Raw genomic sequence first — 24,091 nt, 5'->3', positions numbered from 1 at the left:
TGCGCACGATGCTCAGCGAACGCAGACTCGAGGTGCTGCGCGCCATCGTCCAGGACTACGTCGGGACGGAGGAGCCCGTCGGCTCCAAGGCGCTCACCGAGCGGCACAAGCTCGGCGTCTCGCCGGCCACGGTGCGCAACGACATGGCGGTGCTGGAGGACGAGGGCTACATCGCACAGCCCCACACCAGCGCGGGCCGCATCCCGACCGACAAGGGCTACCGGCTCTTCGTCGACCGGCTGGCCGGCGTCAAGCCGCTGTCGACGCCCGAGCGGCGCGCCATCCACAACTTCCTCGACGGCGCGGTGGACCTGGACGACGTCGTCGGCCGCACGGTCCGGCTGCTCGCCCAGCTGACCCGTCAGGTCGCCGTCGTCCAGTACCCCTCGCTGACCCGTTCGACCGTCCGGCACGTGGAGCTGCTCTCGCTGGCCCCGGCCCGCCTGATGCTGGTGCTCATCACGGACACCGGGCGGGTCGAGCAGCGGGTCGTCGACTGCCCGGCGCCCTTCGGCGAGGTCTCGCTGGCCGACCTGCGGGCCCGGCTGAACAGCCGGGTCGTCGGCCGCCGGTTCGCCGACGTGCCGCAGCTGGTGCAGGACCTTCCCGAGTCCTTCGAGGAGGTCGAGGACCGCGCCACGGTGTCCACCGTGCTCGCGACCCTCCTGGAGACGCTCGTGGAGGAGCACGAGGAGCGGCTGATGATCGGCGGCACCGCCAATCTGACCCGCTTCGGACACGACTTCCCCCTGATGATCAGGCCCGTCCTGGAAGCCCTGGAGGAGCAGGTCGTGCTCCTCAAGCTGCTCGGCGAGGCCAAGGAATCGGGCATGACCGTACGCATCGGGCACGAGAACGCCCACGAGGGGCTGAGCTCCACGTCCGTCGTCTCGGTCGGCTACGGTTCGGGCGGCGAGGCAGTCGCCAAACTCGGCGTGGTCGGACCGACCCGCATGGACTACCCCGGAACGATGGGAGCGGTACGCGCAGTGGCACGTTACGTCGGACAGATCCTGGCGGAGTCGTAAGTGGCCACGGACTACTACGCCGTACTCGGCGTGCGCCGCGACGCGTCCCAGGACGAGATCAAGAAGGCGTTCCGGAGGCTCGCCCGCGAGCTGCACCCGGACGTCAATCCCGATCCGAAGACGCAGGAACGCTTCAAGGAGATCAACGCCGCCTACGAGGTCCTGTCGGACCCGCAGAAGAAGCAGGTCTACGACCTCGGCGGCGACCCGCTCTCGGCCTCCGGCGGCGGTGGCGCGGGCGGCGGCTTCGGCGCGGGCGGCTTCGGCAACTTCTCCGACATCATGGACGCCTTCTTCGGCACGGCCTCGCAGCGCGGCCCGCGCTCGCGGACCCGCCGCGGCCAGGACGCCATGATCCGCCTGGAGATCGACCTCAACGAGGCGGCCTTCGGCACCACCAAGGACATCCAGGTCGACACGGCGGTCGTCTGCACGACCTGCTCGGGCGAGGGCGCCGCTCCCGGCACCTCCGCGCAGACCTGTGACATGTGCCGCGGTCGTGGCGAGGTCTCCCAGGTCACCCGGTCCTTCCTGGGCCAGGTCATGACCTCCCGTCCCTGCCCGCAGTGCCAGGGCTTCGGCACCGTCGTCCCGACGCCGTGCCCCGAGTGCGCGGGCGACGGCCGGGTCAGGTCCCGCCGCACGCTCACGGTCAAGATCCCGGCCGGCGTCGACAACGGCACCCGCATCCAGCTCGCGGGCGAGGGCGAGGTCGGCCCCGGTGGCGGCCCCGCCGGCGACCTGTACGTCGAGATCCACGAGATCCCGCACGAGACGTTCCAGCGGCGCGGCGACGACCTGCACTGCACGGTCACCCTGCCGATGACGGCGGCCGCGCTCGGCACCAAGGTGCAGCTGCAGACCCTCGACGGGCTGGAGGAGATCGACGTCCGGCCGGGCACGCAGTCCGGCCAGTCGATCCCGCTGCACGGCCGCGGCGTCACGCACCTGCGCGGCAACGGCCGGGGCGACCTGATCGTGCACGTCGAGGTCCAGACCCCGGGCAAGCTCGACGCGGAGCAGGAGCGGCTGCTGCGCGAGCTCGCCAAGCTGCGCGGCGAGGAGCGGCCGACCGGCCAGTTCCAGCCGGGCCAGCAGGGCTTGTTCTCGCGCCTGAAGGACGCCTTCAACGGGCGGTAGGACGGAGCGGTACGAGGGAGGGGCGGCACGCGCGGAGCGCGGGTGCCGCCCCTCCCGCCGTTTCCGGAGTGGTTCCTTCCATGACCTGACGCGCGGATTCGGCCCGGAAGCAGGGGCATGACACGATGCCCATATGTCCACCACCGCACTGAACGATCTCTCTCGGTTTCCGATCGTGCAGGCCCCCATGGCGGGTGGAGCCTCCTGTCCCGAGCTCGTCGGAGCCGTCTGCGAGGCCGGGGCGCTCGGCTTCCTGGCCGGCGGGTACAAGACGGCCGGAGGCCTGTACCAGGAGATCAAGCAGGTACGCCGGCTGACCGCGCGGCCCTTCGGCGTCAACCTCTTCATGCCGCAGGACGGCCGGCCCGCCGACCCCGCCGCGGTGGAGGTCTACCGTCACCAGCTCGCGGGCGAGGCCACCTGGTACGAGACCCCGCTCGGCGAGGCCGACGACAGCCGCGACGACGCCTACGACGCCAAGCTGGCGATCCTCCGCGAGGACCCGGTCCGGGTCGTCTCCTTCACGTTCGGCTGCCCGGAGCCCGAGGTCCTCGCCTCCTTCGCCCGGATCGGCACGTTCACCATCGTCACCGTCACCTCCGCCGAGGAGGCCCTCGCCGCCGAGCGGGCGGGCGCCGACGCCGTGTGCGTCCAGGGCGTCGAGGCGGGCGGGCACCAGGGCTCGTACCGCAACGACCCGGCCCACGACGACACCCCGGGCACCGGGCTGCTCGCCCTCGTCACCCAGGTCCGCGAGCGCGTCGCACTGCCGATCGTCGCCACCGGCGGGATCATGCGCGGCGCGCAGATCGCCGCCGTCCTCGCCGCCGGAGCGGACGCCGCACAGCTCGGCACCGCCTTCCTCGGCTGCCCCGAGTCCGGCGCCCACCCCCTGCACAAGGGGGCCCTCACCGACCCGCTGTTCACCAGGACCGCCCTGACCCGGGCCTTCTCCGGACGCCCGGCGCGGGGCCTGGTCAACCGCTTCGTGCGCGAGCACGGGCCGTACGCCCCCGCCGCCTACCCCGAGGTCCACCACCTCACCGCCCCGATCCGCAAGGCGGCCGCCACCGCGGGCGACGCCCAGGGCATGGCCCTGTGGGCCGGGCAGGGCCACCGGCTCGCCCGGGCGCTCCCCGCCGGGGAACTGGTCGACGTGCTGGCCGCCGAACTCGACACCGCCCTCTCCGAGATCGCCCACAGGAGCGCCTCATGACCGCACCCGTCTTCGTCGTCGACGACCTCCCCGACACCCGGCACTTCGTCCTGGACGGGCCCGAGGGCCGGCACGCCGTCTCCGTGAAGCGGCTGAACCCCGGGGAGGGCGTCGTCCTGACCGACGGCCGGGGCCGCTGGGCCGACTGCGTGGTCGTCGCCGCGGAGGGCAAGGACCGGCTGACCGTGGAGTTCTCGTCCGTGTCCGAGGACCCCGAGGAGGAGCCGCGCATCACGGTCGTCCAGGCGCTCCCCAAGGGCGACCGGGGCGAACTCGCCGTCGAGACGATGACGGAGACCGGCGTGGACGCGATCGTGCCGTGGGCCGCGTCCCGCTGCATCACCCAGTGGAAGGGCGACCGCGGCCTCAAGGCCCTCGCCAAGTGGCGCTCCACCGCCCGCGAGGCGGGCAAGCAGTCGCGCCGCACCCGCTTCCCCGAGGTCGCCGACCTGATGAGCACGAAGCAGGTCGCCGCGCTCCTCGCGGGCGCCGACTTCGCGGCCGTCCTGCACGAGGACCGCGACCACCCGAGCGGCGCGCTCGCCACCGCCGGACTCCCGGAGAAGGGCTCGATCGTCCTGGTCGTCGGCCCCGAGGGCGGGGTCTCGCCCGACGAGCTCGCCGCCTTCGAGGCGGCCGGGGCGAAGCCGTACCGCCTGGGCCGCAGCGTCCTGCGCACCTCCACGGCGGGCACGGCCGCGACGGCCCTCGTCCTGGGCCGCACCGGCCGCTGGGGCTAGGCGGTGACTTCCTCCTCGGTGCCCGCCAGGGTGTCGTAGAGCGGCCAGGCGTCCTCCTCGCGGATGCCGTGGGCGGTGGGGAGGAGGCCGCGGGCCGCGGCCTCCGCCAGGAAGCGGCGTACGACACCGGGCTTGTTCAGGTTCAGGATGGCGCCGCCGGTCGAGGCGACGTCGCCGAGACCGAAGGGGTAGCCGGCGACGACGCGGCCCGGGCCGTCGCGGAACACCAGCCGGAGCTGGGCGTGGCGGTGCTCGGCGCGGCGCAGGGAGAGCACCGTCCGGCAGTCGGGGTGCCGGTGCCGGACGTTCCAGAGCCACACGGTGCCGTCCACGGTCAGCCTGCGCGGCGCGCTTTCCCGTCTCATGCCGGGCACCCTACGCCCGCGCCCCGCCGCACCCGGTGGACAACGGCCCCCCGCCGCTCCTTAGGCTGGCCGCATGGCCGACGAGTCCCCTCTCCTCCGCAGTCTGCGCGCCGCCGTGGGCGCCGCCCCGGGTGACGTACCCCTGCGTCTTCACTTCGCCGAACTCCTGCTCGCCGAGGGGCGGAACGACGAGGCCGTCGCGGAGGCGGCGGTCGCGCTCCAGCACGCGCCGGGGGACGCGGCCGCGCGGGCGCTGATGATGCGGGCGATGGGCATGCCCCCGGCCTCCGCACCCGCGCCGACGCCCGCACCCGCGCCGACGCAGCGGCCCGATGCGGCGTCCACGCCCGCTCCGGCTCCGTCCCCGGACGAGCCGCCCGCGTCCGCGCCCGCACCCGAAGTGCCGTCCACGCCCGCTCCGGCTCCCGACAAGCCCGCGGAGTCCCCAGAGCCCGCGCCCGCCTTCGACTGGGACGCCGCCGAGCAGCAGGTGCGGGACCTGGTCGGGCCCCGGTTCCTGGACGCGCCGCAGGCCGACGGGGGCGAGGGGACGGCGGGGGACGCGGCCGCCTGGGACGTCGACGCGCCGGGGACCGTGCGGCTGGCGGACGTCGGCGGCATGGAGGAGGTCAAGGACCGCCTGGAAGCCGCGTTCCTCGCGCCGATGCGGAACCCCGAACTGCGCAGGCTGTACGGGAAGTCGCTGCGCGGCGGGCTGCTGCTCTACGGGCCGCCCGGCTGCGGCAAGACGTTCATCGCGCGGGCCGTCGCGGGCGAGCTGGGCGCGAACTTCCTCACGGTGTCGCTCTCCGACGTGCTCGACATGTGGATCGGGGCCTCGGAGAAGAACATCCACGACATCTTCGAGACCGCCCGCCGCCAGGCGCCCTGCGTCGTCTTCCTCGATGAGCTGGACGCGCTCGGCGCCAAGCGCTCGCGCACCCACCACAGCGGTCTGCGCAACGTCGTCAACCAGCTGCTCACCGAGCTCGACGGCATCGCGAGCGGCGCCGGCAACGAGGGCGTCTTCGTGCTGGCCGCCACCAACGTGCCCTGGGACGTGGACATCGCGCTGCGCCGCCCCGGCCGCCTCGACCGCACCCTGCTCGTGCTGCCGCCGGACGCCAAGGCCCGGGAGGCGATCCTCCGCTACCACCTGCGGGAGCGCCCGATCGAGGCCGTCGACCTCGGCAAGCTCGTCAAGGTCACCGAGGACTTCTCCGGCGCCGACCTCGCCCACCTGTGCGAGACGGCCGCGGAGGCGGCGCTCCTCGACTCCGCCCGCACCGGCTCCGTACGGCTGATCACCACCAAGGACCTGCTCGGCGCGGCCAAGCAGATCAAGCCGTCGACGGAGCCGTGGTTCGCGGCGGCCCGGAACGTCGCCATGTTCGCCAACGAGGGCGGCCTGTACGACGACCTCCTCGCCCACCTCAAGCGGAAGCGCAAGCTGTGACCGCCCCGGGCGGACCGACCGCGCTGCTGCGCGCCGAGGCGCTGTACGACGCCGGGCGGTACGCGCAGGCGGGGGCGCTCGTCGCCCAGCACCTGGCGACCGATCCGGAGGACGCCGAGGCCCTGGTGCTGCTCGCCCGCTGCCACCACCGGAGCGGGGAGGGGCCCGCCGCCCTGGCCGCGGTGGACCAGGCCCTGCGGGCCCAGCCCGACCTGCTCGGGGGCTGGCTGATGCGCGTGCACGTCCTGCTCGCCGCGAAGCGGTACCCGGAGGCGGAGGCCTCCGCCCGTCACGCCGTCGAGCTCGCCCCGCAGTACTGGGGCACCCACTACGCGCTGGGCACCGCCCTCGCGGAGCACGGCGAGCACGCCCGCACGCCCGGCCGGACCGTCGAGGCGTACGAGGCGGCCAGGGCGGCCGTCGAGCTCGCCCCCGAGGAGGACGCGGCCCACTTCCTGGTCGGTCTGACCGCCCAGCGCCGGGGCGACCGGGTCACCGCGCAGCGGGCGTACGAGACGACGCTGCGGCTCAACCCGCAGAGCAGCGAGGCCCACAACAACCTGTCGCTGCTGCGGCTGCGCCGCCGCTGGTTCCACCGGGGCGCGTGGACGCAGGCCGCCGAGGGCTTCGTCGCCTCCGCCGCACTCGACCTCCAGGACCGCAAGGCCCGCCACAACCTGGAGGCCATGGCCTGGAACACGGTCGCCGGGGCCCGCTGGGTGGCCCTGCTCGGGTTCATCGCCTCCGCCGTCGCACGCGCCTGGGTGCCCGACGGCGCGGGCTGGTCCGAGGCGGCCGTCCCGCTCCTCGTCGGCGGGACCGTGGTCGTCGGCTCCTGGACCGGGTGGGCGGTGTGGATGGCCCGCCGGGTGCCGCCCCGGCTGCGCCGGCCCATGCTCCTGGTGGCGCGCAACTGCCGGCCGGTGCTGTTCATGGGAGGGGCCGTCGGGCTCCTCGGCCTGTACTCGCTCGTGGCCCTGGCCCTGCGGTCCGTCGGCTCGGGGGTGGTGAACGGGCTCGGCACGCCCCTGTTCTGGGCCGTGATCATCACGTACTGGGTGAGCCGCTCGGCCCTGAACCGGCGCGCGCCGAAGGACTGACCGGGGACGCGGCCGGGCCGGGGGCGGCCGATAGCATGCGCGTGTACTGACCGACGGAGGCGAGGAGGCCCGGGCCATGGCCGGAGAGCCGCAGAGCGACTGCCTGTTCTGCAAGATCGTGGCGGGGGAGGTGCCGGCGACGATCGTCCGCGAGACCGAGACGACCCTGGCGTTCCGCGACATCAACCCGCAGGCGCCGACGCACGTCCTCGTGATCCCGCGCCTCCACTACCCGGACGCCGCGTCGCTGGCCGCCGCCGCGCCGACGGTGGCCGCCGACATACTGCGCGAGGCCGGCGAGGTCGCCGCCCAGGAGAAGGTCGACGGCCACGGCTTCCGGATCGTCTTCAACACCGGCGCGGGCGCCGGCCAGACGGTCTTCCACGCCCACGCGCACGTGCTGGGCGGCCGCGGCCTCAACTGGCCCCCCGGATAAGCCGTGTCCGTACGCGAACTGGTCGTGCTCGGGACCGCCAGCCAGGTCCCGACCCGGCACCGCAACCACAACGGCTACCTGCTGCGCTGGGACGGCCAGGGCATCCTCTTCGACCCCGGCGAGGGCACCCAGCGGCAGATGCTGCGGGCCGGGGTCGCCGCGCACGACCTCGACCGGATCTGCGTGACGCACTTCCACGGCGACCACTCGCTCGGCCTGGCCGGGGTGATCCAGCGGATCAACCTCGACCAGGTCCCGCACCCGGTCACCGCGCACTACCCGGCGAGCGGGCAGCACTTCTTCGAGCGGCTGCGGTACGCCACGGCGTACCGGGAGACCGTGAAGCTGACCGAGTCGCCGGTCGCCGCCGACGGGCCGCTCGCCGTCACCGAGGCGTACACCCTCGACGCGCGCAGGCTCTCGCACCCCGTCGAGTCGTACGGCTACCGGCTCACCGAGCCCGACGGGCGCCGCATCCTGCCCGAGAAGCTCGCCGCGCACGGCATCAAGGGCCCCGACGTGGGCCGGATCCAGCGGGACGGCGTCCTGGACGGCGTGACGCTCGACGAGGTCAGCGAGGTCCGGCGCGGGCAGCGCTTCGCCTTCGTCATGGACACCCGCCTCTGCGACGGCGTGCACGCCCTCGCCGAGGGCGCCGATCTGCTCGTCATCGAGTCGACCTTCCTCGACGAGGACGTCAGGCTCGCCACCGACCACGGCCATCTGACGGCCGGACAGGCCGCGTCGGTCGCGCGGGACGCGGGGGTGCGGCACCTCGTCCTCACCCACTTCTCGCAGCGCTACTCCGACCCCTCGGAGTTCGAACGGCAGGCGCGGGCGGCCGGGTTCGAAGGCGAGCTGAGCATTGCCCAGGACCTCATGAGGGTCCCCGTACCGAAGAGATAGAGCACCACCCATGCACCTCCCCGAGCCTCTCCCCAAGGCCGAACTGCACCTCCACATCGAAGGCACCCTCGAACCCGAGCTGGCCTTCGCGCTCGCCGCGCGCAACGGCGTCACCCTGCCGTACGCGGACACCGCCGCCCTGCGCGAGGCGTACCGCTTCAGCGACCTGCAGTCCTTCCTGGACCTCTACTACGGCCTGATGGCGGTCCTGCGCACGGCCGAGGACTTCACGGAGCTCGCCGACGCCTATCTGGAGCGGGCCGCCGCCCAGGGCGTCCGGCACGCCGAGATCTTCTTCGATCCGCAGGCGCACACCGCCCGCGGCGTCCCGCTCGGCACCGTCGTCGAGGGACTCGGCGCCTCCCTCGACCGCGCCGAGGAGCGGTACGGGATCTCGACGCGGCTCATCCTGTGCTTCCTGCGCGACGAGTCCGCCGAGTCGGCGCTCGCGACCCTGGAGGCCGCGAAGCCGTACCTGGACCGGATCACCGGCGTGGGCCTCGACTCGGCCGAGGTCGGCCACCCGCCGGCCAAGTTCCGCGCGGTGTACGAGGAGGCCGCCCGGCTCGGCCTGCGCCGCGTCGCCCACGCGGGCGAGGAGGGCCCCGCCGCCTACGTCCGCGAGGCGCTGGACGTGCTCGGCGTGGAGCGGATCGACCACGGTCTGCGCTGTGTGGAGGACCCGGAGCTCGTCGAGCGGCTGGCCCGCGAGCGCATCCCGCTCACCCTGTGCCCCCTGTCGAACGTCCGGCTCCGCGTCATCGACACCCTCGCCGACCACCCGCTCCGCACGATGATGGCGGCCGGTCTCCTCGTCACCGTCAACTCCGACGACCCCGCGTACTTCGGGGGGTACGTCGGCGACAACTACGACGGCGTCCGGGACGCGCTGGGGTTCTCGCCGGAACAGCTCCGCGAGCTGGCGAGGAACTCGTTCGAGGCGTCCTTCCTGGAGGACGACGAGCCGCGCAGGGCGCGGTACCTGGCGGAGGTCGCGGCGTACGAGTTCCCGGCCGCCGAGTAGCCGGACGGGCGGGCGGGGGCCGGTGCGCGGGCGCCCGCGGCCGGCCCTCCCCGACCCGGCCCCTCCAGGGGGAAGCGGCCTCAGCCCCGGTCGCTCGGCCGGGCCAGCCGGAAGGCGGCCTTCCCCGGGCGGCGGCGGCCCGCCGGGACCGGGACGGCGACCGGGGCCACCGGCTGCTCCGGGGCGCCCATCTGCGGGACCAGGGCCGGCGTCGCCGAGGCCGTGCCCGCGAGGACGGCGGCGGGGGCGCCGCCGCGGCGCCGCACGGAGCCGGGGACCAGCGGGCGGCCCGAGGCGTGGCGGGCGACGGCGGTCATCGGGACGGCGACGAGGACGAGGAGGGCGCAGAGGACGGCGCCCATGCCCGGGTAGCCGGCGTGCTCCGAGAGGAGGCTGCCGACGACCGGGCCGCAGGCGACGCCGAGGGAGGACGCCGAGCCGACCAGGACGGCCCAGCGGCCGCGCGGGTCGAGGGAGGCGGCGAGGCCGAGGAGGTACGAGAGGACGACCGGGTAGACGGCGTTCCACAGGATCTCGCCGGTGGCGAAGGAGGCCAGGCTGCCGGCGGCCGAGCTCAGCAGGACGCACCCCGCGATGAGGACGGTGCCCACGCCGATCGGGACGGCGCGGCCCAGGCGGGAGCCGAGCGCGCCCGCCGCGGTGACCCCGGCGAGGCCCGCGCCGAGCGCCGCCGCGAAGACCGCGCCGACGGTGACCTCGGAGAGTCCGGCCTGGGTGGTGCCGATGCGGCCGCTCACGCCCCACAGCGCGTTCTGGGCGAGGGACCAGCAGAGGATGCCCCCGGCGAGCACGGCCCCGGCCCGGCGGTACGGCAGGGGGCCCGTCGGCGCGGTCCGCCGCTCGGGGCGCCCGTCACGCGCGTGCGTGGCACCGGCCAGCCGGCCGGTCAGCGGCCACACCAGGGCGGCCGCGCAGGCGATGGCGAGCAGCGGCGCCGCGTGGCCGCCGCCGAGGTGCGGAAGCGTCAGGTAGAGGGCGCCCGCCGTGGCCGACACGGTGAGGAGGCCCAGCGTGGAGGCGCGGTGCGGGTCGCGCTGCCCGGCGATCCCGGCGGCGGCCACCGCCGTCGCCGTTCCGGAGCCGAGGCCGCCGAGGACCGCGCCGGCGACCACCAGCGGCACGGTGGCGGTCGCGGCGGCGGAGCCGTATCCGACGGCCATGGCGAGCAGGCCCGCGCGGGCGGCGGTGCGGGGCCCGATCCGGTCCCCGCGCGCGGCCAGCGTGAATCCGGCCGACGAGGAGCCGAGCAGCAGCACGGAGCCGACGAGGCCCGCCTGGGCGGGGGTGAGGCCGAGTCCGGCGGAGAGCCGGCCGACGACGGTCGGCAGCAGGTACGGGGCGAGGTAGCCGGCGGTGAAGAGGGCGACGAGGGCGGCGAGGGCGCCCGGGCCGCGGGTCCGCGAGGACATGGGCGTTCCCAGGAACAGAAGGGGGGAGGTGGAGCGCCCGGTGGTGCGGGGAACACGGGGTCGCGGAACCATGTGTATCAAGCAGGTGCTTGACCGGAGAAGGTGGAATCCGCCGATTCGCCACGTGATCTGGGTCACTGTCGGTTTGGCTCTCCGATTCCCGGGTAGGAGTCGGCTTCCTCGCTGCGTCCCACCCGCCACCCCCTCCCCATCGGGCACACTGGCCGGAACCGCACCGCAACCGGGGAGTCCGCCGTGACCACAGCAAGGGGAGACCAGCCGCAACACGACGCCGGGGTCGACCCGTTGGTGTGCCTGCGCGAGCCCACCGACCCCGCCTGCGACGTCTTCCTGACGGGCACGGTCTTCCTCGACATCATCTTCACCGGCCTCGACAGCGCCCCCGTCCGCGGCACCGAGTCCTGGGCCCGCGGCATGGGCTCCAGCCCCGGCGGCGTCGCCAACATGGCCACCGCCCTCGCCCGCCTCGGCCTGCGCACCTCCCTCGCCGCCGCCTTCGGCGACGACCACTACGGCGAGTACTGCTGGGACGCCCTGGAGCAGGGCGAGGGCATCGACCTCTCGCTCTCCCGCACCGTCCCCGGCTGGCACTCCCCGGTCACCGTCTCCATGGCCTACGAGGGCGAGCGCACGATGGTCTCCCACGGCCACGAGGCCCCGCCGCTCGACGGCGCCCTGACCGCCTACCCGCCGCGCGCCCGCGCCGCCGTCGCCTCCCTCGTCCCCGGCCGCTCCGAGGACTGGGTCGCCCGGGCCGCCCGCGGCGGCGCCAAGGTCTTCGCCGACGTGGGCTGGGACGACACCGGCCGCTGGGACCTCGCCGGGCTCACCGACCTGGAGCACTGCGAGGCCTTCCTGCCGAACGCCGCCGAGGCCATGCGCTACACCCGCACCGAGTGCCCCCGGGCCGCCGCCCGCGCCCTCGCCGACAAGGTCCGCTACGCCGTCGTCACCCTCGGCGCCGACGGCGCCTACGCCGTCGACGGCGCCACCGGCGAGACCGCCGAGGTCCCCGCCATCCGGGTCTCCGCCCTCGACCCCACCGGCGCCGGGGACGTCTTCGTCGCCGGCTTCGTCACCGGCACCCTCGCCGACTGGCCCCTCGCCGACCGGCTGGCCTTCGCCGGCCTCACCGCGGCCCTCTCCGTCCAGGAGTTCGGCGGCTCCCTCTCCGCCCCCACCTGGGGCGAGATCGCCGCCTGGTGGCAGCACGTCCAGGGGCACGCCCAGCAGGACCCCGAGGCCCTGCGCGGCCGCTACGCCTTCCTGGAGAGCCTCCTGCCCGCCCCCGCCCGCCCCTGGCCGCTGCGCCGGGCCGTGCCGACGATCGGCTTCCGGGCCGCTGCCTCGTAAATTCCTTCGACCCGCCGCCGCCAAGTCGTAGGCTTGGAGATCGAGAGGTTGTCGAGCGGCGAGAACCCCGCAACGGGAGGTATGTGCAGGCCACAGTGCCGGCCCATGACTCAGTCACCCACAGCCCACAACGGCGCGGCCCACGACGGCACGCCCGGTCAGGCCCGCGCCCAGTTCACGGTCCCCGCCAAGCATCCGATGGTGAGCCTCCTCGGCTCCGGTGACGCGCTGCTCCGCGTCATCGAGCGGTCGTTCCCGGGATCCGACATCCATGTCCGGGGCAACCAGGTCAGCGCGGTCGGAGACGCGGCGGAAGTCGCCCTGATCCAGCGCCTGTTCGACGAGATGATGCTGGTGCTCCGCACCGGTCAGCCGATGACGGAGGACGCAGTGGAACGCTCGATCGCCATGCTCAGGGCGAGCGGGAACGGTTCGGCGGAGGGCGGCGAGGAGACTCCCGCAGAGGTGCTCACGCAGAACATCCTCTCCAACCGGGGCCGCACGATCCGACCCAAGACGCTCAACCAGAAGCGGTACGTCGACGCGATCGACAAGCACACGATCGTCTTCGGCATCGGCCCCGCCGGCACCGGAAAGACCTACCTCGCCATGGCCAAGGCGGTCCAGGCCCTGCAGTCCAAGCAGGTCACCCGGATCATCCTGACCCGGCCCGCCGTCGAGGCCGGCGAGCGACTGGGCTTCCTGCCCGGCACGCTCTACGAGAAGATCGACCCGTACCTGCGTCCGCTCTACGACGCCCTGCACGACATGCTCGACCCGGACTCGATCCCCAAGCTCATGGCGAGCGGGACGATCGAGGTCGCGCCGCTGGCCTACATGCGGGGCAGGACCTTGAACGACGCGTTCATCATCCTCGACGAGGCGCAGAACACGAACCCCGAGCAGATGAAGATGTTCCTCACCCGCCTCGGCTTCGACTCGAAGATCGTCATCACCGGTGACGTCACCCAGGTCGACCTGCCGAACGGGACGAAGAGCGGTCTGCGGCAGGTCCGCGACATCCTGGACGGCGTCCCGGACGTCCACTTCTCGACGCTCACGTCGCAGGATGTCGTCCGGCACAAGCTCGTCGGCCGTATCGTCGACGCGTACGAGCAGTACGACAGCCGAAACGGCCGCAACGGGAAGTAGTACACAAGCACCATGTCGATCGACGTCAACAACGAGTCCGGTACCGAGGTCGACGAGCAGGCGATCCTCGACATCGCCCGCTACGCGCTCGCGCGCATGCGCATCCACCCGCTCTCCGAGCTCTCGGTGATCGTCGTGGACGCGGAGGCGATGGAGCAGCTCCACATCCAGTGGATGGACCTGCCGGGTCCGACGGACGTCATGTCCTTCCCGATGGACGAGCTGCGCCCGCCGTCGAAGGACGACGAGGAGCCCCCGCAGGGGCTCCTCGGCGACATCGTGCTCTGCCCCGAGGTCGCCACCCAGCAGGGCAAGGACGCGCCGACCGAGCACTCCATGGACGAGGAGCTCCAGCTCCTCACCGTCCACGGCGTGCTGCACCTCCTCGGGTACGACCACGAGGAGCCGGACGAGAAGGCCGAGATGTTCGGCCTCCAGGCGGCGATCGTCGACGGCTGGCGCGCGGAGAAGGGCCTCACCGGCCCGTCCCCGGCGCCGACCGTGTCCTGACCCGATGGACGTCTCGCTCGTCCTCGGCGCCGTCGCGCTGGTCGTCGTGGCCTGGCTCGCCGCCTGTGCCGAGGCCGGTCTCGCCCGCGTCTCCAGCTTCCGCGCCGCCGAGGCCGTACGGTCCGGGCGGCGCGGGGCGGAGAAGCTGGCGCAGGTCGCCTCCGACCCGACCCGCTACCTCAACGTGGCGCTGCTCGTCCGCGTCGCCTGCGAAATGGCGGCCGGCGTCCTCGTCACGTACGCCTGCCTGGAGGCCTTCCCGGAGACCTGGGAGGCGCTGCTCGTCGCCATCGTCGTCATGGTCCTCGTCTCGTACGTGGCCGTCGGCGTCTCGCCGCGCACCATCGGCCGCCAGCACCCGCTGAACACGGCGACCGCCGCCGCGTACGTCCTGCTGCCGCTGGCCCGGATCATGGGCCCGATCCCGCAGCTGCTCATCCTCATCGGCAACGCGCTGACCCCGGGCAAGGGCTTCCGCAAGGGCCCCTTCGCCTCCGAGGCCGAGCTGCGGGCCATGGTCGACCTCGCCGAGCAGGAGTCGCTGATCGAGGACGAGGAGCGCCGCATGGTGCACTCGGTCTTCGAGCTGGGCGACACCCTGGTGCGCGAGGTGATGGTGCCGCGCACGGACCTCATCTGCATCGAGCGGTACAAGACGATCCGTCAGGCCCTCACCCTCGCGCTGCGCTCCGGCTTCTCCCGGATCCCGGTCACCGGCGAGAACGAGGACGACATCGTCGGCATCGTGTACCTGAAGGACCTGGTCCGCAAGACGCACATCAACCGCGACTCCGAGGCGGACCTGGTGTCGACCGCGATGCGGCCCGCCGCCTTCGTGCCGGACACCAAGAACGCGGGCGACCTGCTGCGCGAGATGCAGCAGGAGCGCAACCACGTCGCCGTCGTCATCGACGAGTACGGCGGCACGGCCGGCATCGTCACCATCGAGGACATCCTGGAGGAGATCGTCGGCGAGATCACCGACGAGTACGACCGGGAGCTGCCGCCCGTCCAGGACCTCGGCGAGGGCCGCCGCCGGGTGACCGCCCGGCTCGACATCGGCGACCTCGGCGAGCTGTACGGCCTGGGCCCCGACGAGTACGACGACGAGGACGTGGAGACCGTCGGCGGACTGCTCGCCAAGGCGCTCGGCCGCGTCCCGATCGCGGGTGCCAAGGCGGTCGTGGAACTGCCCGACGGCCGTTCGCTGCGGCTGACGGCGGAGGCGCCGGCCGGCCGCCGGAACAAGATCGTCACCGTGCTGGTGGAACCCCTGGAACCGGAGGACGCACCGGAATGACCCCCGACGAGCTGCGCGCGCTCTGCCTGGACTTCAACGACTCCTCGGAGGAGTTCCCGTTCGGACCCGACACCTCCGTCTTCAAGGTGGCCGGGAAGATGTTCGCGCTGTCGTGGCTCGACGGCGATCCGCTGCGGATCAACCTCAAGTGCGACCCGGACGAGGCGGTACGGCTCCGCGCCGAGTACCCCGCCGTCGCCCCCGGCTACCACATGAACAAGCGGCACTGGAACACCGTGACCGTCGGAGAGCTTCCGGACCGGATGGTCCGGGAGCTCGTCGAGGACTCGTACGACCTCGTCGTCGCCGGTCTGCCCAAGGCGGTACGGCTCCGCCTCGACCGCCCCTGACTCAGGAGCTGCGCCGCAGGCCGAGGCCGACGAGGACCGCCGTGCCGAGGACGATCGCCGCGTCCAGGGCGAGGACCGTGCGGACGCCGCCGAACAGGTCGCCGCCCGTGGTGGCGAGCACACCGAGCAGCGGGATGCCGATCGTGATGCCGACCTGCTGGGTGGTGGTCACCAGACCGGTCGCCAGGCCCTGCTCCTCGTCCGGGACGCCGGAGGTGACGGTCAGCCCGTACGAGATGATCGCGCCCAGGTGGAACATGCAGGCCAGTGAGGCCGCGACGGTCGCCAGGACCGCCCCGGACTCCCGTCCCGCACCGAGGATCGCGGCCGTCAGCAGGCCCTGCCCGACGAGCGAGCCGATCAGGACGCGGCGGGTGCCGAGCCGGCCGATCACCTTCGGGGCCAGCATGCCGGCGACGATCGCGGACACGCCCTGCACGCCGAAGACCAGGCCGGTGACGAAGGCCGAGAGGCGCAGCGTCTCCTGCAGGTACAGGGTCAGGACGAAGACGACGGTCGACATCATCGAGAAGGTGATCAGACCGCCCAGGTTGCCGAAGGCGACCGTCCGCCGCCGCAGCATCGGCAGCGAGACCAGCGGGGCCGGGTGCCGGGACTCGACCCGCACGAAGACCGCGAGCAGCAGCAGCCCCGCCACCAGGGTGACCAGCACGTCCGCGCCGCCGAAGCCGCGCTGGGCCGCCGTCGACAGGGCGTAGACCAGCGCCAGCAGACCGCCGGTGACGGTCACCGCGCCCGGCACGTCGAGCCGGGGCCGCTCCGGGGTGCGGGACTCGGGCAGCAGGCCCGGCGCCAGCGGCAGCACCACCACGGTGAACAGGGCGAGCAGGCCCATCGTGGAGCGCCAGCCGAGGGTGTCGGTCATGACGCCGCCGAGCACCATGCCGACGGTGAAGCCGAGCGAGAGCAGCGTCCCGGAGATGCCGAGCGCCCGGTCGCGCAGCGGCCCCTCGGGGAACGTGGTCGTCAGCAGCGACATGCCGGTGGGGACGATCGCGGCGGCCCCCAGTCCCTGGAGGGCGCGGCCGGTGAGGAAGCTCGCCGGGTTCCAGGCGAAGGTGGCCAGCAGCGAGGCGGCGCCGAAGAGCGCGAGCCCGGCGAGGAACAGCTTCCTGCGTCCGTAGAGGTCGCCGACCCGTCCGAAGAGGAGCAGGAAGCCGCCGGACGGCAGGGCGAAGGCGGTGACGGCCCACTGGAGGGCGGACCGGCCGAGGCCGAGGTCGGCGCCGAGGACCGGCAGCGCCACGTTCAGGACGGAGAAGTCGAGCGCCACCATGAACTGGGCGGCGCACAGCACGAAGAGGATGAGCCGGGTGCGGCCGGTGAGCACCGGGGGAGCCGCGGGGGCGGTCGGGGGAGAGGTCGTCGTTGCCATGGCCCCACCTTCGGAGTCCGGGAACAACCGTGGGGAGCGGGAACTTATCCTGTTGGTCGCACCACCAGGCACCGCCGGGCACCGCCGGGCACCGCCAGGCACCACCAGGCACCGCCAGGCACCACCGGGTGTCCACCATGCGTCCAGGGGGAGGAAGCACACGTGGCCGCGGTCCTCGAGAGCGCCGGAGCGAAGCAGCGCCGACTCGCCGAACTGCGCGAGTTCCTGATGAGCCGTCGGGCCCGGGTCAGCCCGGCGGAGGCGGGTCTCCCGGACGGCGGCGCGCGCCGCCGCACCCCGGGGCTGCGCCGGGAGGAGGTCGCGGTCCTCGCGGGCGTCGGCGTCTCCTGGTACCAGTGGCTGGAGCAGGGCCGGGACATCACGGTCTCGCCGCAGGTCCTCGACTCGGTCGCGCGGGTGCTGCGGCTGAGCCCCGCGGAGCGGCGCCACCTGTACGTCCTGGCGGCCCTGAACCCGCCGGCCCTGGAGGCGGCCCCGGAGGACCGGGACATGTGCGACGGGCTGCGGCGCCTGATCGACGCGTGGATGCCGTTCCCGGCGCACATCATGGACCAGTACTGGAACACGGTCATGTACAACGACGCGGCGTCGATCGTGCTCGGGATGCGGCCGGAGATCTCGCAGAACTGCCTGATCGCGTTCTTCACCGATCCGCTGTACCGGTCGCGGATGGGTCACTGGGAGGAGCTCGCGCCGAAGGTGGTCGCGCAGTTCCGGTCGGCCTGCTCGGAGTGCGACGACGACGACGGCTTCCGGGCGGTGATCGACGAACTCAGGGAGTGCAGCGAGGAGTTCGTCGAGCTGTGGGAGCGGCGGGACATCCTGCCCGGCGGCCAGAACCGCAAGGAGATGGAGCACCCGGTCGTCGGCACGCTCGTCGTCGAGGCGACCCAGCTCCGCGTCCCGGCCCGTCCGGACCTCGTCATCGTCCTGCACACCCCGCTCCCCGAGGCCGACACGGCCGGGAAGCTGGAGTGGCTGGTGTCGCCGGAGGGCCGCCGGGGCGCGATGTACCCGGTGGCGGTCTGACCTCCGGACGGGCGCGTGCGCCGGTTCCGGTTCCCGGACGGGTCGCGCGCCGATTCGGGACGGTCGCCCGCTGAGACGCGCCGGTCGAGGGTTGAGACGCCCTCCGGTCGGGTCCGGCCCCCGACCTATGCTCGGGGCATGACACTCAGCAGCGAGCACGGCGACCTCGGCGCCGAGGACCTCAAGATCATCACGCTGGCGCGCAGCGCCCGCGCCCGCAACGGCGTGCCCGAAGGCGCGGCCGTACGCGACGAGACGGGCCGGACGTACGTGGCCGGCACCGTGGAGCTGGAGTCGCTCAAGCTGAGCGCGCTGCGCACGGCGGTGGCCATGGCCGTGGCCAGCGGCGCCCAGTCCCTGGAGGCGGCGGCCGTCGTGTCGAACGCCGGGGCCGCCTCGGACGAGGACCGCGCCGCGGTGCGCGACCTCGGCGGCCCGGAGACCCCGGTGCTGCTCGCGGGCCCCGACGGGCAGCTGCGCACGGCGGTCACGGCCGGCTGAGCCGGGCGGCGGGAGCAGGCCATCGAGGGCCCGGCGGCACGCCGGGCCCTTTGCGCGTTTGTGAAGGATCACCGCACCTTCTCTTGCCTTCCCCGGCCGTCTGCGCATCAATGGCAACGGTTCGCCCGACGGACCGTCAGATGTTCATCGTCCACGCAGTGTCCGCACCCCTGCGTTCAGCATCGGAAGGGGTACGAACCCGCCATGAGAAGCAGAAGCAGCTTAGGAACCGTCGCGGTCCTCGCGGGGGCGCTCGCCGCCGCCGGACTCGCCTTCGCGCCGACGGCCGGCGCCGTCGCGCCGGGCTCCGCCACGGCCACGTACGACTGCGGCAGCTGGGGCGGTGGCACCGCCACCCTCACGGCCACGCAGAGCGGCACCGCCGCGACCGTCAAGCTCACCTCGGCCATCACGACGCCGATCGCGGTCGGCGCCGACTCGATCAACGCCACCCTGACGATGGCCAAGGGCGGCGGCGGCACCCGGGTCTTCACCGGCAAGAAGAACCCGGCGCTCGGCGCCGGCCAGTCCGTCGTCATCGGCCCGCTGAGCGGGACCGTGGCCTCGGGCGACAGTCTCAACTCGTACTTCGCTGGGGTCGCCCTCAAGATGGTGATCTTCGGGGTCACGGTGAACTGCGACGCGCTGACGTCCCAGTCGCCCGGCCCGTTCGTCTTCAGCTGAGCACGTCCCGCACCTCGACCGGTGTCGCCCTCGGCGGCACCGGTCTCTGGTGTGCCCGGCCGTCGATCCGACCCCTGTGAACTGGGGAAACGTCACCATGGGGCGATCTTGACACCATCTGATGGGTCATCAGTCGATGTCTCCCGATTCCATTGACTTCTCTCCGCCCGCAGCCGTCAATGGCGCCCACTCATCCCTCAGGAGGGGCACACCCATGGCACTCAATCGATCCCGGGCGGCGACCCGAAGACGGCGCTGGACCGCCGTCCTCGGCGTCGCCGCCCTCGCGGTCGCCGGCGGAGGCGTCATCGCCGCCCCGGCCGGCGCGGTCTCGCAGTCGGTCGACTTCCAGACCCGCTGCGTCCCGCCGCCGGTCGCCCAGATCCCGCCGATCGAGGGCACCACCACCGCCCAGATCACGGTCGACAAGCCCAACCCCAAGGTCGGCGAGACCGTGACCGTGACCTACGCGGTCACCAAGCCCGCCGCGTCCAACCCCGTCGACCTCGCGCTCCCGGCCGACATCCTGACGCCCAGCGGCAAGGTCGTCCTCGGCGGCGCCCAGACCGGCGAGGTCACCGTCACCGGCCCCAAGAAGAACCCGCCGGTCCCCGGCAAGGGCGCCTTCCCGGGCTTCTCCATGACCGGCACCTTCACGGCCACCGCGGCGGGCTCGATCACCCTCTCGCCCGGCGACTACAACATCCACACCAGCTACCTCATGGAGCTGGACACCCCCTGTACGGTGCTCAACCCGCCCGCCCCGGTCTCCGAGACGGTCGTCGCGAGCCCCGTCACCAGCCCCAACACGCGCACGCTCCAGCTCGACAGCGCGTCCGGGGACCCCGGCGTCCGGGTCACCGTCACCGGCGCCAAGTTCACCCCGCTCACCGAGGTGACCGTCGTCGGCCGGTCCGGCGCGGCCGAGACCGCCGACAAGATGACGGTCACGACCGACAGCGAGGGCGGCTTCGCCGCGCGCCTGAAGGTCAACGACCCGGCCACCACGGGGATCGTGGCGTACGAGGGCGCGGCCTGGGACGCCGAGAAGGGCGCCGGACCCGCCGCGTACAAGGTGATCGTGCCGACTCCGCCGAACAGCCAGACGATCACGGCGGCCGTCACCGCGGGCGAGCTGTCCATGACCCAGGCGGGGGACGCCGTCCAGCTGTCCTCGGTCGACTTCGGCGCGGGCGGCGCGGCCACCGGCGCCCTCCAGACGGTGACCGTCAAGGACTTCCGCGGCGGACCCGCGGGCTGGTCCCTGACCGGCAAGGTCACCGACTTCACCGGTCCCGGCGGAGCCATCGGCGCCGGGAAGCTCAGCTGGACGCCCGCCTGCACCGCCAAGGCCGGCAGCCCCAGCACCTGCGCGGCCGGCTCGGCCGGTCCCGTCGGCAGTGGCGGCGCGACCCTCGCCTCCACCCCGAACGGCACCCTCACGGGCGGTGAGTTCACCGTCGACGCGGGCCTCTCCCTCGACGTGCCGGCGTACACCGCGCCCGGCTCGTACGCGGGCGTGCTCACGCTGACGCTGTCCTGACCACCCCGCGGGCCGGGCGCGCACCCGGCCGGCCCGCTCCGTCTCCGCACCCCCGGGGGGTTCCGCACCCGTGCGCACCAAGCCGTACGTCCTCCTCCTGAGCACCCTCCTCGTGCTGCTGTCCCTCGCCCCGAGCGCGGAGGCCGCCGAGAACGGCGAGTGGGCCGTCTACCCGGCCGCCGCGCGACTGGGCAGCCGCCCCTACTTCTTCCTCTCCGCCGACCCCGGCGGCACCCTCACCGACCGGGTCACCGTCGCCAACAAGACCGCCGCCCCGCTCACCTTCCGGCTGTACGGCGCCGACGCCTACAACACGGACCGGGACGGCGGCTTCGCCGTCCGCACCCGGGCGGAGAAGCAGACCGGCGCCGGCGCCTGGATCAAGCCCGAGCGGACCCGGGTCACCGTCCCGGCCCGCTCCGCCGTCACCGTCGCGTACACCCTCGCCGTCCCCGCCGACGCGGACCCCGGCGACCATCCCGGCGCCCTCGTCGCGCTCGACGAGCGGATCAGCCCCGGCGGGCAGGGCTCCGTCGCCGTCGGCGTCCAGCGCGCCGTCGCCGCCCGCCTCTACCTCCGGGTCAACGGGCCGACCGTCCCCGCGCTCGCCGTCGAGGACGTCACCCTCGACCAGGACCGGCCGCTCGTCCCCGGCACCCGCGCGAGCAGCGCCCTCGTCTCCTACACCCTGCACAACCGGGGCAACGTCACCCTCAACCCGAAGGTCGAGCTGAAGGCCCGGGGGCTCTTCGGACGCACCCTCCTCGACCGCGACCTGGCCCGGGTCCCGGCCGAGCTGCTGCCCCGCCAGAAGATCCGGCTCACCGAGCGGTGGACCGGCTCCCCGCAGTTCGACCGGGGCGACGTCACCCTGACCGTCACCGCGAAGGACGTGCGGGAGACCGGCACCGTCTCCTTCCTGGCCGTGCCGTGGCTCGCCGCCGCGGTCCTCGTCGTGGGCGGCGCGGCCGGCCTCCTCGGCCTGCGGATACGGCGCCGCCGGGCACTGAGTACGTGAGGCGGGCGCTCATCGGGGACAATGGCCCCCATGAGCGCTCGCAAACCTGAAACCGAAGCCGTCCACCGGGCCGGCTTCGCCTGCTTCGTCGGCCGCCCCAACGCGGGCAAGTCCACCCTCACGAACGCTCTGGTCGGCCAGAAGGTGGCCATCACCTCGAACCGGCCGCAGACCACCCGGCACACCGTCCGCGGCATCGTGCACCGCCCGGACGCGCAGCTGATCCTGGTCGACACCCCCGGCCTCCACAAGCCGCGCACCCTCCTCGGCGAGCGGCTCAACGACGTCGTGCGCACCACCTGGGCCGAGGTCGACGTGATCGGCTTCTGCCTGCCCGCCGACCAGAAGCTCGGCCCCGGCGACAAGTTCATCGTCAAGGAACTCGCCGCGATCAAGAAGACCCCGAAGGTCGCGATCATCACCAAGACCGACCTGGTCGACTCCAAGACGCTCGCCGAGCAGCTCATCGCGGTCGACCAGCTCGGCAAGGAGCTGGGCTTCGAGTGGCAGCAGATCGTCCCGGTCTCGGCCGTCGGCGACAAGCAGGTCCAGCTCGTCGCCGACCTGATCATCCCGCTGCTGCCCGAGTCCCCGCCGCTCTACCCGGAGGGCGACCTCACGGACGAGCCGGAGCAGGTCATGGTCGCCGAGCTGATCCGCGAGGCCGCGCTCGAAGGCGTACGGGACGAGCTGCCGCACTCCATCGCGGTCGTCGTCGAGGAGATGATCCCGCGCGAGAACCGCCCCGCTGACCGGCCGCTCCTCGACATCCACGCCAACGTGTACATCGAGCGCCCCAGCCAGAAGGGCATCATCATCGGCCCCAAGGGCAGCCGCCTCAAGGAGGTCGGCATGAAGTCCCGCAAGCACATCGAGGCGCTCCTCGGCACCCCCGTCTTCCTCGACCTCCACGTCAAGGTCGCGAAGGACTGGCAGCGCGACCCGAAGCAGCTCCGCAAGCTGGGCTTCTAGCCCGTCGACATCCCCCGGGCCGCGTGCCAGCATGGCGCGATGACAAAGATCGTCAAGGGGGGAAACCTGCCGGTCCCCGGCCAGGTGTGGCGGATCGCGGTCGTCCGGCGAGCGGCCGGTGGCGAGGTGCCGGAGGTCGACACCGCGGCGCTGCTGCTCGACGCCGCCGGCAGGGTCAGGGGCGACGGTGACCTGGTCTTCTACAACCAGCTCAGCCACGCGTCGGGGGCGGTCCGCCTGCTCGGCCGGGTGAGTCTCGAGGACGACCAGGTCGCCGACTGGCTGGAGATCGACACCGCGCGCGTCGAGCCGGCCGTCCAGCGGGTCGTGATCACCGCCTCCAGCGAGGGCGGCATGTTCGGGCAGGTGCCGGGGTTGTACGTGCGGACGGTGAGCGCCGGAAGCGGCGAGCAGCTGGCGCTGTACGAGGTCGACGACGCGAGCACCGAGACCGCGTTCGTCCTCGGCGAGTTCTACCGGCGCGACGGCGCGTGGAAGTTCCGCGCCGTGGGCCAGGGGTACGACTCCGGGCTCGTCGGACTGGCCGAGGACTTCGGCATCGAGGGCAGGGACCCCGTCGAGCCCGCCCCCGTGGGGCCGCAGCACCTCGCCGTCACCAAGACGACGGACCCGGTCGACATCCCGGCCCAGGTGGCTTCCCCGGTCGGTACCCCGGCTGAGGTCGCTTCTCCGGTCGCGACTCCCGCTCCGGGCGTCCAGGCCCGCGCCGAGTCCCCGTCGCCGGGTTCACCGGTGTCCTCGGCGGCCTCACCCGCCGGTCTCTTCGGCGAGGACTTCCCCGAGTTCGTGCGCACCGGCAACGGCAGGACCGACATCACCGTCGACGTTCCCCTGCCGGCCGGGTTCCTGCTGGTCGACTCCTACCGGTGGGGTGACGGCTACTTCCTGCTCGAAGCGCTCGGCAAGACGGGCAAGGGCGAGAAGCTCCTCGCGAACACCACTCTGCAGGACTACGAGGGCCGGATGCTGCTGCGCCACGAGGGCCGGAATCCGCTGCGCCTCCGCGTCGGCTCCCACAGCGAGGAGGACTGGAAGATCGTGATCCGGCCCATCAGCGCCGTGCGGCCGCTCGGCGACGGCGCCGCAGGGCGGGGCGCCGACGTCCTGCTGCACACGGGGCCGGCCGGCGAGCTCGTCGGCCGGCTGCGCCCGCGCGACGACCACGCGTACTTCCACGCGCACGGCTACGAGCCGGACGGAAGCGGCCACCTGCTGGTGAACGAGGCGAGCAGGCGACCGAAGTCCTCGCGGCCGCTCCCCGAGGGGCCTCTGCTGGTGGCGGTCCGGAGCGCCGAGGGGGACTGGACCCTCGACGTCGGGCCCGTCCGGGACGAAGGGCGCCGGTCCGGGCGCTTCTGGCGCCGCACCCGGTAGGGCCG

General features: G+C 73.4%; 24 protein-coding genes. 21 read left to right on the top strand and 3 right to left on the bottom strand.

The annotated features are described in order from the left end of the window. Positions 1-8: 8 nt before the first annotated feature. The 4 genes from hrcA to ACIQFX_RS11220 all read left to right on the top strand — a co-directional run bounded on the left by hrcA (position 9) and on the right by ACIQFX_RS11220 (position 4,124). A complete protein-coding gene (gene hrcA / locus ACIQFX_RS11235) occupies positions 9-1,028 on the top strand; it encodes a heat-inducible transcriptional repressor HrcA (protein ID WP_402461076.1) in 1,020 nt (339 codons plus the stop codon). Next, positions 1,029-2,168 carry a molecular chaperone DnaJ gene (gene dnaJ, locus ACIQFX_RS11230; protein ID WP_402461075.1) on the top strand — a complete coding sequence of 380 codons (1,140 nt, stop codon included), beginning with the start codon at positions 1,029-1,031 and terminating at the stop codon, positions 2,166-2,168. Between the two features lie 133 nt (positions 2,169-2,301). Beyond that, complete coding sequence (locus ACIQFX_RS11225) at positions 2,302-3,384, top strand: nitronate monooxygenase (RefSeq protein WP_402461073.1); 1,083 nt, start codon at positions 2,302-2,304, stop codon at positions 3,382-3,384. Beyond that, positions 3,381-4,124, top strand: a complete 744-nt coding sequence (locus ACIQFX_RS11220) for a 16S rRNA (uracil(1498)-N(3))-methyltransferase (RefSeq protein ID WP_402461072.1) — start codon at positions 3,381-3,383, stop codon at positions 4,122-4,124. Before ACIQFX_RS11225 ends, ACIQFX_RS11220 begins: the two co-directional genes overlap by 4 nt. On the opposite strand, the gene ACIQFX_RS11215 is transcribed toward ACIQFX_RS11220, so the two are convergent. Then, the gene (locus ACIQFX_RS11215) at positions 4,121-4,489 is read right to left on the bottom strand and encodes a hypothetical protein (protein ID WP_402461070.1); all 369 of its coding nucleotides are present in this window, start codon (positions 4,487-4,489) and stop codon (positions 4,121-4,123) included. The genes ACIQFX_RS11220 and ACIQFX_RS11215 overlap by 4 nt on opposite strands. A 73-nt stretch (positions 4,490-4,562) precedes the next feature. Here ACIQFX_RS11215 and ACIQFX_RS11210 point away from each other — a divergent pair, with 73 nt between their 5' ends. The 5 genes from ACIQFX_RS11210 (at position 4,563) to ACIQFX_RS11190 (ending at position 9,411) form a co-directional block, all read left to right on the top strand. Further along, on the top strand, positions 4,563-5,945 hold the full coding sequence (locus tag ACIQFX_RS11210; protein WP_402461069.1) for an AAA family ATPase: 1,383 nt from the start codon (positions 4,563-4,565) through the stop codon (positions 5,943-5,945). Further along, entirely contained in the window at positions 5,942-7,045 is a 1,104-nt protein-coding gene (locus ACIQFX_RS11205; protein WP_402461068.1) for a tetratricopeptide repeat protein, read from the top strand. Before ACIQFX_RS11210 ends, ACIQFX_RS11205 begins: the two co-directional genes overlap by 4 nt. A 76-nt stretch (positions 7,046-7,121) precedes the next feature. Next, the gene (locus tag ACIQFX_RS11200) at positions 7,122-7,481 is read left to right on the top strand and encodes a histidine triad nucleotide-binding protein (RefSeq protein WP_402461066.1); all 360 of its coding nucleotides are present in this window, start codon (positions 7,122-7,124) and stop codon (positions 7,479-7,481) included. Positions 7,482-7,484: 3 nt separating this feature from the next. Next, on the top strand, positions 7,485-8,387 hold the full coding sequence (locus ACIQFX_RS11195) for a ribonuclease Z (protein WP_402461064.1): 903 nt from the start codon (positions 7,485-7,487) through the stop codon (positions 8,385-8,387). A 10-nt stretch (positions 8,388-8,397) separates the two neighbouring features. Next, positions 8,398-9,411 (top strand): adenosine deaminase, encoded by a 1,014-nt coding sequence (locus ACIQFX_RS11190; protein WP_402461062.1) that lies wholly within the window; start codon positions 8,398-8,400, stop codon positions 9,409-9,411. 80 nt (positions 9,412-9,491) lie between these two features. Here ACIQFX_RS11190 and ACIQFX_RS11185 read toward each other — a convergent pair whose 3' ends face one another. Further along, the gene (locus ACIQFX_RS11185; RefSeq protein WP_402461060.1) at positions 9,492-10,841 is read right to left on the bottom strand and encodes an MFS transporter; all 1,350 of its coding nucleotides are present in this window, start codon (positions 10,839-10,841) and stop codon (positions 9,492-9,494) included. Between the two features lie 255 nt (positions 10,842-11,096). On the opposite strand from ACIQFX_RS11185, the gene ACIQFX_RS11180 reads away from it, so the two are divergent. The 5 genes from ACIQFX_RS11180 (at position 11,097) to ACIQFX_RS11160 (ending at position 15,527) form a co-directional block, all read left to right on the top strand. Next, positions 11,097-12,215 (top strand): carbohydrate kinase family protein, encoded by a 1,119-nt coding sequence (locus ACIQFX_RS11180; protein ID WP_402461058.1) that lies wholly within the window; start codon positions 11,097-11,099, stop codon positions 12,213-12,215. A gap of 105 nt (positions 12,216-12,320) precedes the next feature. Further along, complete coding sequence (locus ACIQFX_RS11175; protein ID WP_402461056.1) at positions 12,321-13,367, top strand: PhoH family protein; 1,047 nt, start codon at positions 12,321-12,323, stop codon at positions 13,365-13,367. Between the two features lie 12 nt (positions 13,368-13,379). Continuing rightward, a complete protein-coding gene (ybeY, locus tag ACIQFX_RS11170; RefSeq protein ID WP_017239253.1) occupies positions 13,380-13,877 on the top strand; it encodes an rRNA maturation RNase YbeY in 498 nt (165 codons plus the stop codon). A gap of 4 nt (positions 13,878-13,881) precedes the next feature. After that, the gene (locus ACIQFX_RS11165; protein ID WP_402461054.1) at positions 13,882-15,177 is read left to right on the top strand and encodes a hemolysin family protein; all 1,296 of its coding nucleotides are present in this window, start codon (positions 13,882-13,884) and stop codon (positions 15,175-15,177) included. After that, on the top strand, positions 15,174-15,527 hold the full coding sequence (locus ACIQFX_RS11160; protein ID WP_402461052.1) for an MmcQ/YjbR family DNA-binding protein: 354 nt from the start codon (positions 15,174-15,176) through the stop codon (positions 15,525-15,527). Before ACIQFX_RS11165 ends, ACIQFX_RS11160 begins: the two co-directional genes overlap by 4 nt. A gap of 1 nt (position 15,528) precedes the next feature. On the opposite strand, the gene ACIQFX_RS11155 is transcribed toward ACIQFX_RS11160, so the two are convergent. Beyond that, positions 15,529-16,923, bottom strand: a complete 1,395-nt coding sequence (locus ACIQFX_RS11155) for an MFS transporter (protein ID WP_402461050.1) — start codon at positions 16,921-16,923, stop codon at positions 15,529-15,531. A gap of 162 nt (positions 16,924-17,085) precedes the next feature. On the opposite strand from ACIQFX_RS11155, the gene ACIQFX_RS11150 reads away from it, so the two are divergent. From ACIQFX_RS11150 to ACIQFX_RS11120, 7 genes are all read left to right on the top strand, one after another. Continuing rightward, positions 17,086-17,973, top strand: a complete 888-nt coding sequence (locus tag ACIQFX_RS11150) for a helix-turn-helix transcriptional regulator (protein WP_402461048.1) — start codon at positions 17,086-17,088, stop codon at positions 17,971-17,973. A gap of 138 nt (positions 17,974-18,111) precedes the next feature. Further along, entirely contained in the window at positions 18,112-18,474 is a 363-nt protein-coding gene (locus ACIQFX_RS11145) for a cytidine deaminase (RefSeq protein WP_367824780.1), read from the top strand. Positions 18,475-18,678: 204 nt separating this feature from the next. Further along, positions 18,679-19,158 carry a hypothetical protein gene (locus tag ACIQFX_RS11140; protein WP_376488733.1) on the top strand — a complete coding sequence of 160 codons (480 nt, stop codon included), beginning with the start codon at positions 18,679-18,681 and terminating at the stop codon, positions 19,156-19,158. Positions 19,159-19,372: 214 nt separating this feature from the next. Beyond that, entirely contained in the window at positions 19,373-20,701 is a 1,329-nt protein-coding gene (locus ACIQFX_RS11135) for a beta-xylosidase (RefSeq protein WP_402461045.1), read from the top strand. Between the two features lie 70 nt (positions 20,702-20,771). Further along, entirely contained in the window at positions 20,772-21,719 is a 948-nt protein-coding gene (locus tag ACIQFX_RS11130; RefSeq protein WP_402461043.1) for a DUF916 domain-containing protein, read from the top strand. Between the two features lie 21 nt (positions 21,720-21,740). After that, positions 21,741-22,691: a GTPase Era gene (gene era / locus ACIQFX_RS11125; protein WP_402461041.1), complete on the top strand. Its 951-nt coding sequence runs from the start codon at positions 21,741-21,743 to the stop codon at positions 22,689-22,691. Positions 22,692-22,730: 39 nt separating this feature from the next. Next, positions 22,731-24,086, top strand: a complete 1,356-nt coding sequence (locus tag ACIQFX_RS11120; RefSeq protein ID WP_402461039.1) for a TerD family protein — start codon at positions 22,731-22,733, stop codon at positions 24,084-24,086. The last annotated feature ends 5 nt before the right edge of the window (positions 24,087-24,091 follow it).

It is taken from the genome of Streptomyces sp. NPDC093089, from assembly GCF_044754405.1.
In the GTDB taxonomy this organism is placed as follows: Bacteria; Actinomycetota; Actinomycetes; order Streptomycetales; family Streptomycetaceae; genus Streptomyces.
The sequence above is the reverse complement of the archived record's forward strand: the minus strand, read 5'-3'. Positions and strand labels throughout refer to the sequence as shown.

What these genes read in the sequence shown, in the direction of transcription:
- hrcA (WP_402461076.1), top strand. Translation starts at nt 9, where the DNA reads ATGCTCAGCGAACGCAGACTCGAGGTGCTGCGCGCCATCGTCCAGGAC.
- ACIQFX_RS11145 (WP_367824780.1), top strand. Translation starts at nt 18,112, where the DNA reads ATGACACTCAGCAGCGAGCACGGCGACCTCGGCGCCGAGGACCTCAAG.
- ACIQFX_RS11190 (WP_402461062.1), top strand. Translation starts at nt 8,398, where the DNA reads ATGCACCTCCCCGAGCCTCTCCCCAAGGCCGAACTGCACCTCCACATC.
- ACIQFX_RS11200 (WP_402461066.1), top strand. Translation starts at nt 7,122, where the DNA reads ATGGCCGGAGAGCCGCAGAGCGACTGCCTGTTCTGCAAGATCGTGGCG.
- ACIQFX_RS11185 (WP_402461060.1), bottom strand. Translation starts at nt 10,841, where the DNA reads ATGTCCTCGCGGACCCGCGGCCCGGGCGCCCTCGCCGCCCTCGTCGCC.
- ybeY (WP_017239253.1), top strand. Translation starts at nt 13,380, where the DNA reads ATGTCGATCGACGTCAACAACGAGTCCGGTACCGAGGTCGACGAGCAG.
- ACIQFX_RS11210 (WP_402461069.1), top strand. Translation starts at nt 4,563, where the DNA reads ATGGCCGACGAGTCCCCTCTCCTCCGCAGTCTGCGCGCCGCCGTGGGC.
- ACIQFX_RS11165 (WP_402461054.1), top strand. Translation starts at nt 13,882, where the DNA reads ATGGACGTCTCGCTCGTCCTCGGCGCCGTCGCGCTGGTCGTCGTGGCC.
- ACIQFX_RS11135 (WP_402461045.1), top strand. Translation starts at nt 19,373, where the DNA reads ATGGCACTCAATCGATCCCGGGCGGCGACCCGAAGACGGCGCTGGACC.
- ACIQFX_RS11155 (WP_402461050.1), bottom strand. Translation starts at nt 16,923, where the DNA reads ATGGCAACGACGACCTCTCCCCCGACCGCCCCCGCGGCTCCCCCGGTG.
- ACIQFX_RS11175 (WP_402461056.1), top strand. Translation starts at nt 12,321, where the DNA reads ATGACTCAGTCACCCACAGCCCACAACGGCGCGGCCCACGACGGCACG.
- era (WP_402461041.1), top strand. Translation starts at nt 21,741, where the DNA reads ATGGCCCCCATGAGCGCTCGCAAACCTGAAACCGAAGCCGTCCACCGG.
- ACIQFX_RS11160 (WP_402461052.1), top strand. Translation starts at nt 15,174, where the DNA reads ATGACCCCCGACGAGCTGCGCGCGCTCTGCCTGGACTTCAACGACTCC.
- ACIQFX_RS11220 (WP_402461072.1), top strand. Translation starts at nt 3,381, where the DNA reads ATGACCGCACCCGTCTTCGTCGTCGACGACCTCCCCGACACCCGGCAC.
- ACIQFX_RS11215 (WP_402461070.1), bottom strand. Translation starts at nt 4,489, where the DNA reads ATGAGACGGGAAAGCGCGCCGCGCAGGCTGACCGTGGACGGCACCGTG.
- ACIQFX_RS11120 (WP_402461039.1), top strand. Translation starts at nt 22,731, where the DNA reads ATGACAAAGATCGTCAAGGGGGGAAACCTGCCGGTCCCCGGCCAGGTG.
- ACIQFX_RS11140 (WP_376488733.1), top strand. Translation starts at nt 18,679, where the DNA reads ATGAGAAGCAGAAGCAGCTTAGGAACCGTCGCGGTCCTCGCGGGGGCG.
- ACIQFX_RS11225 (WP_402461073.1), top strand. Translation starts at nt 2,302, where the DNA reads ATGTCCACCACCGCACTGAACGATCTCTCTCGGTTTCCGATCGTGCAG.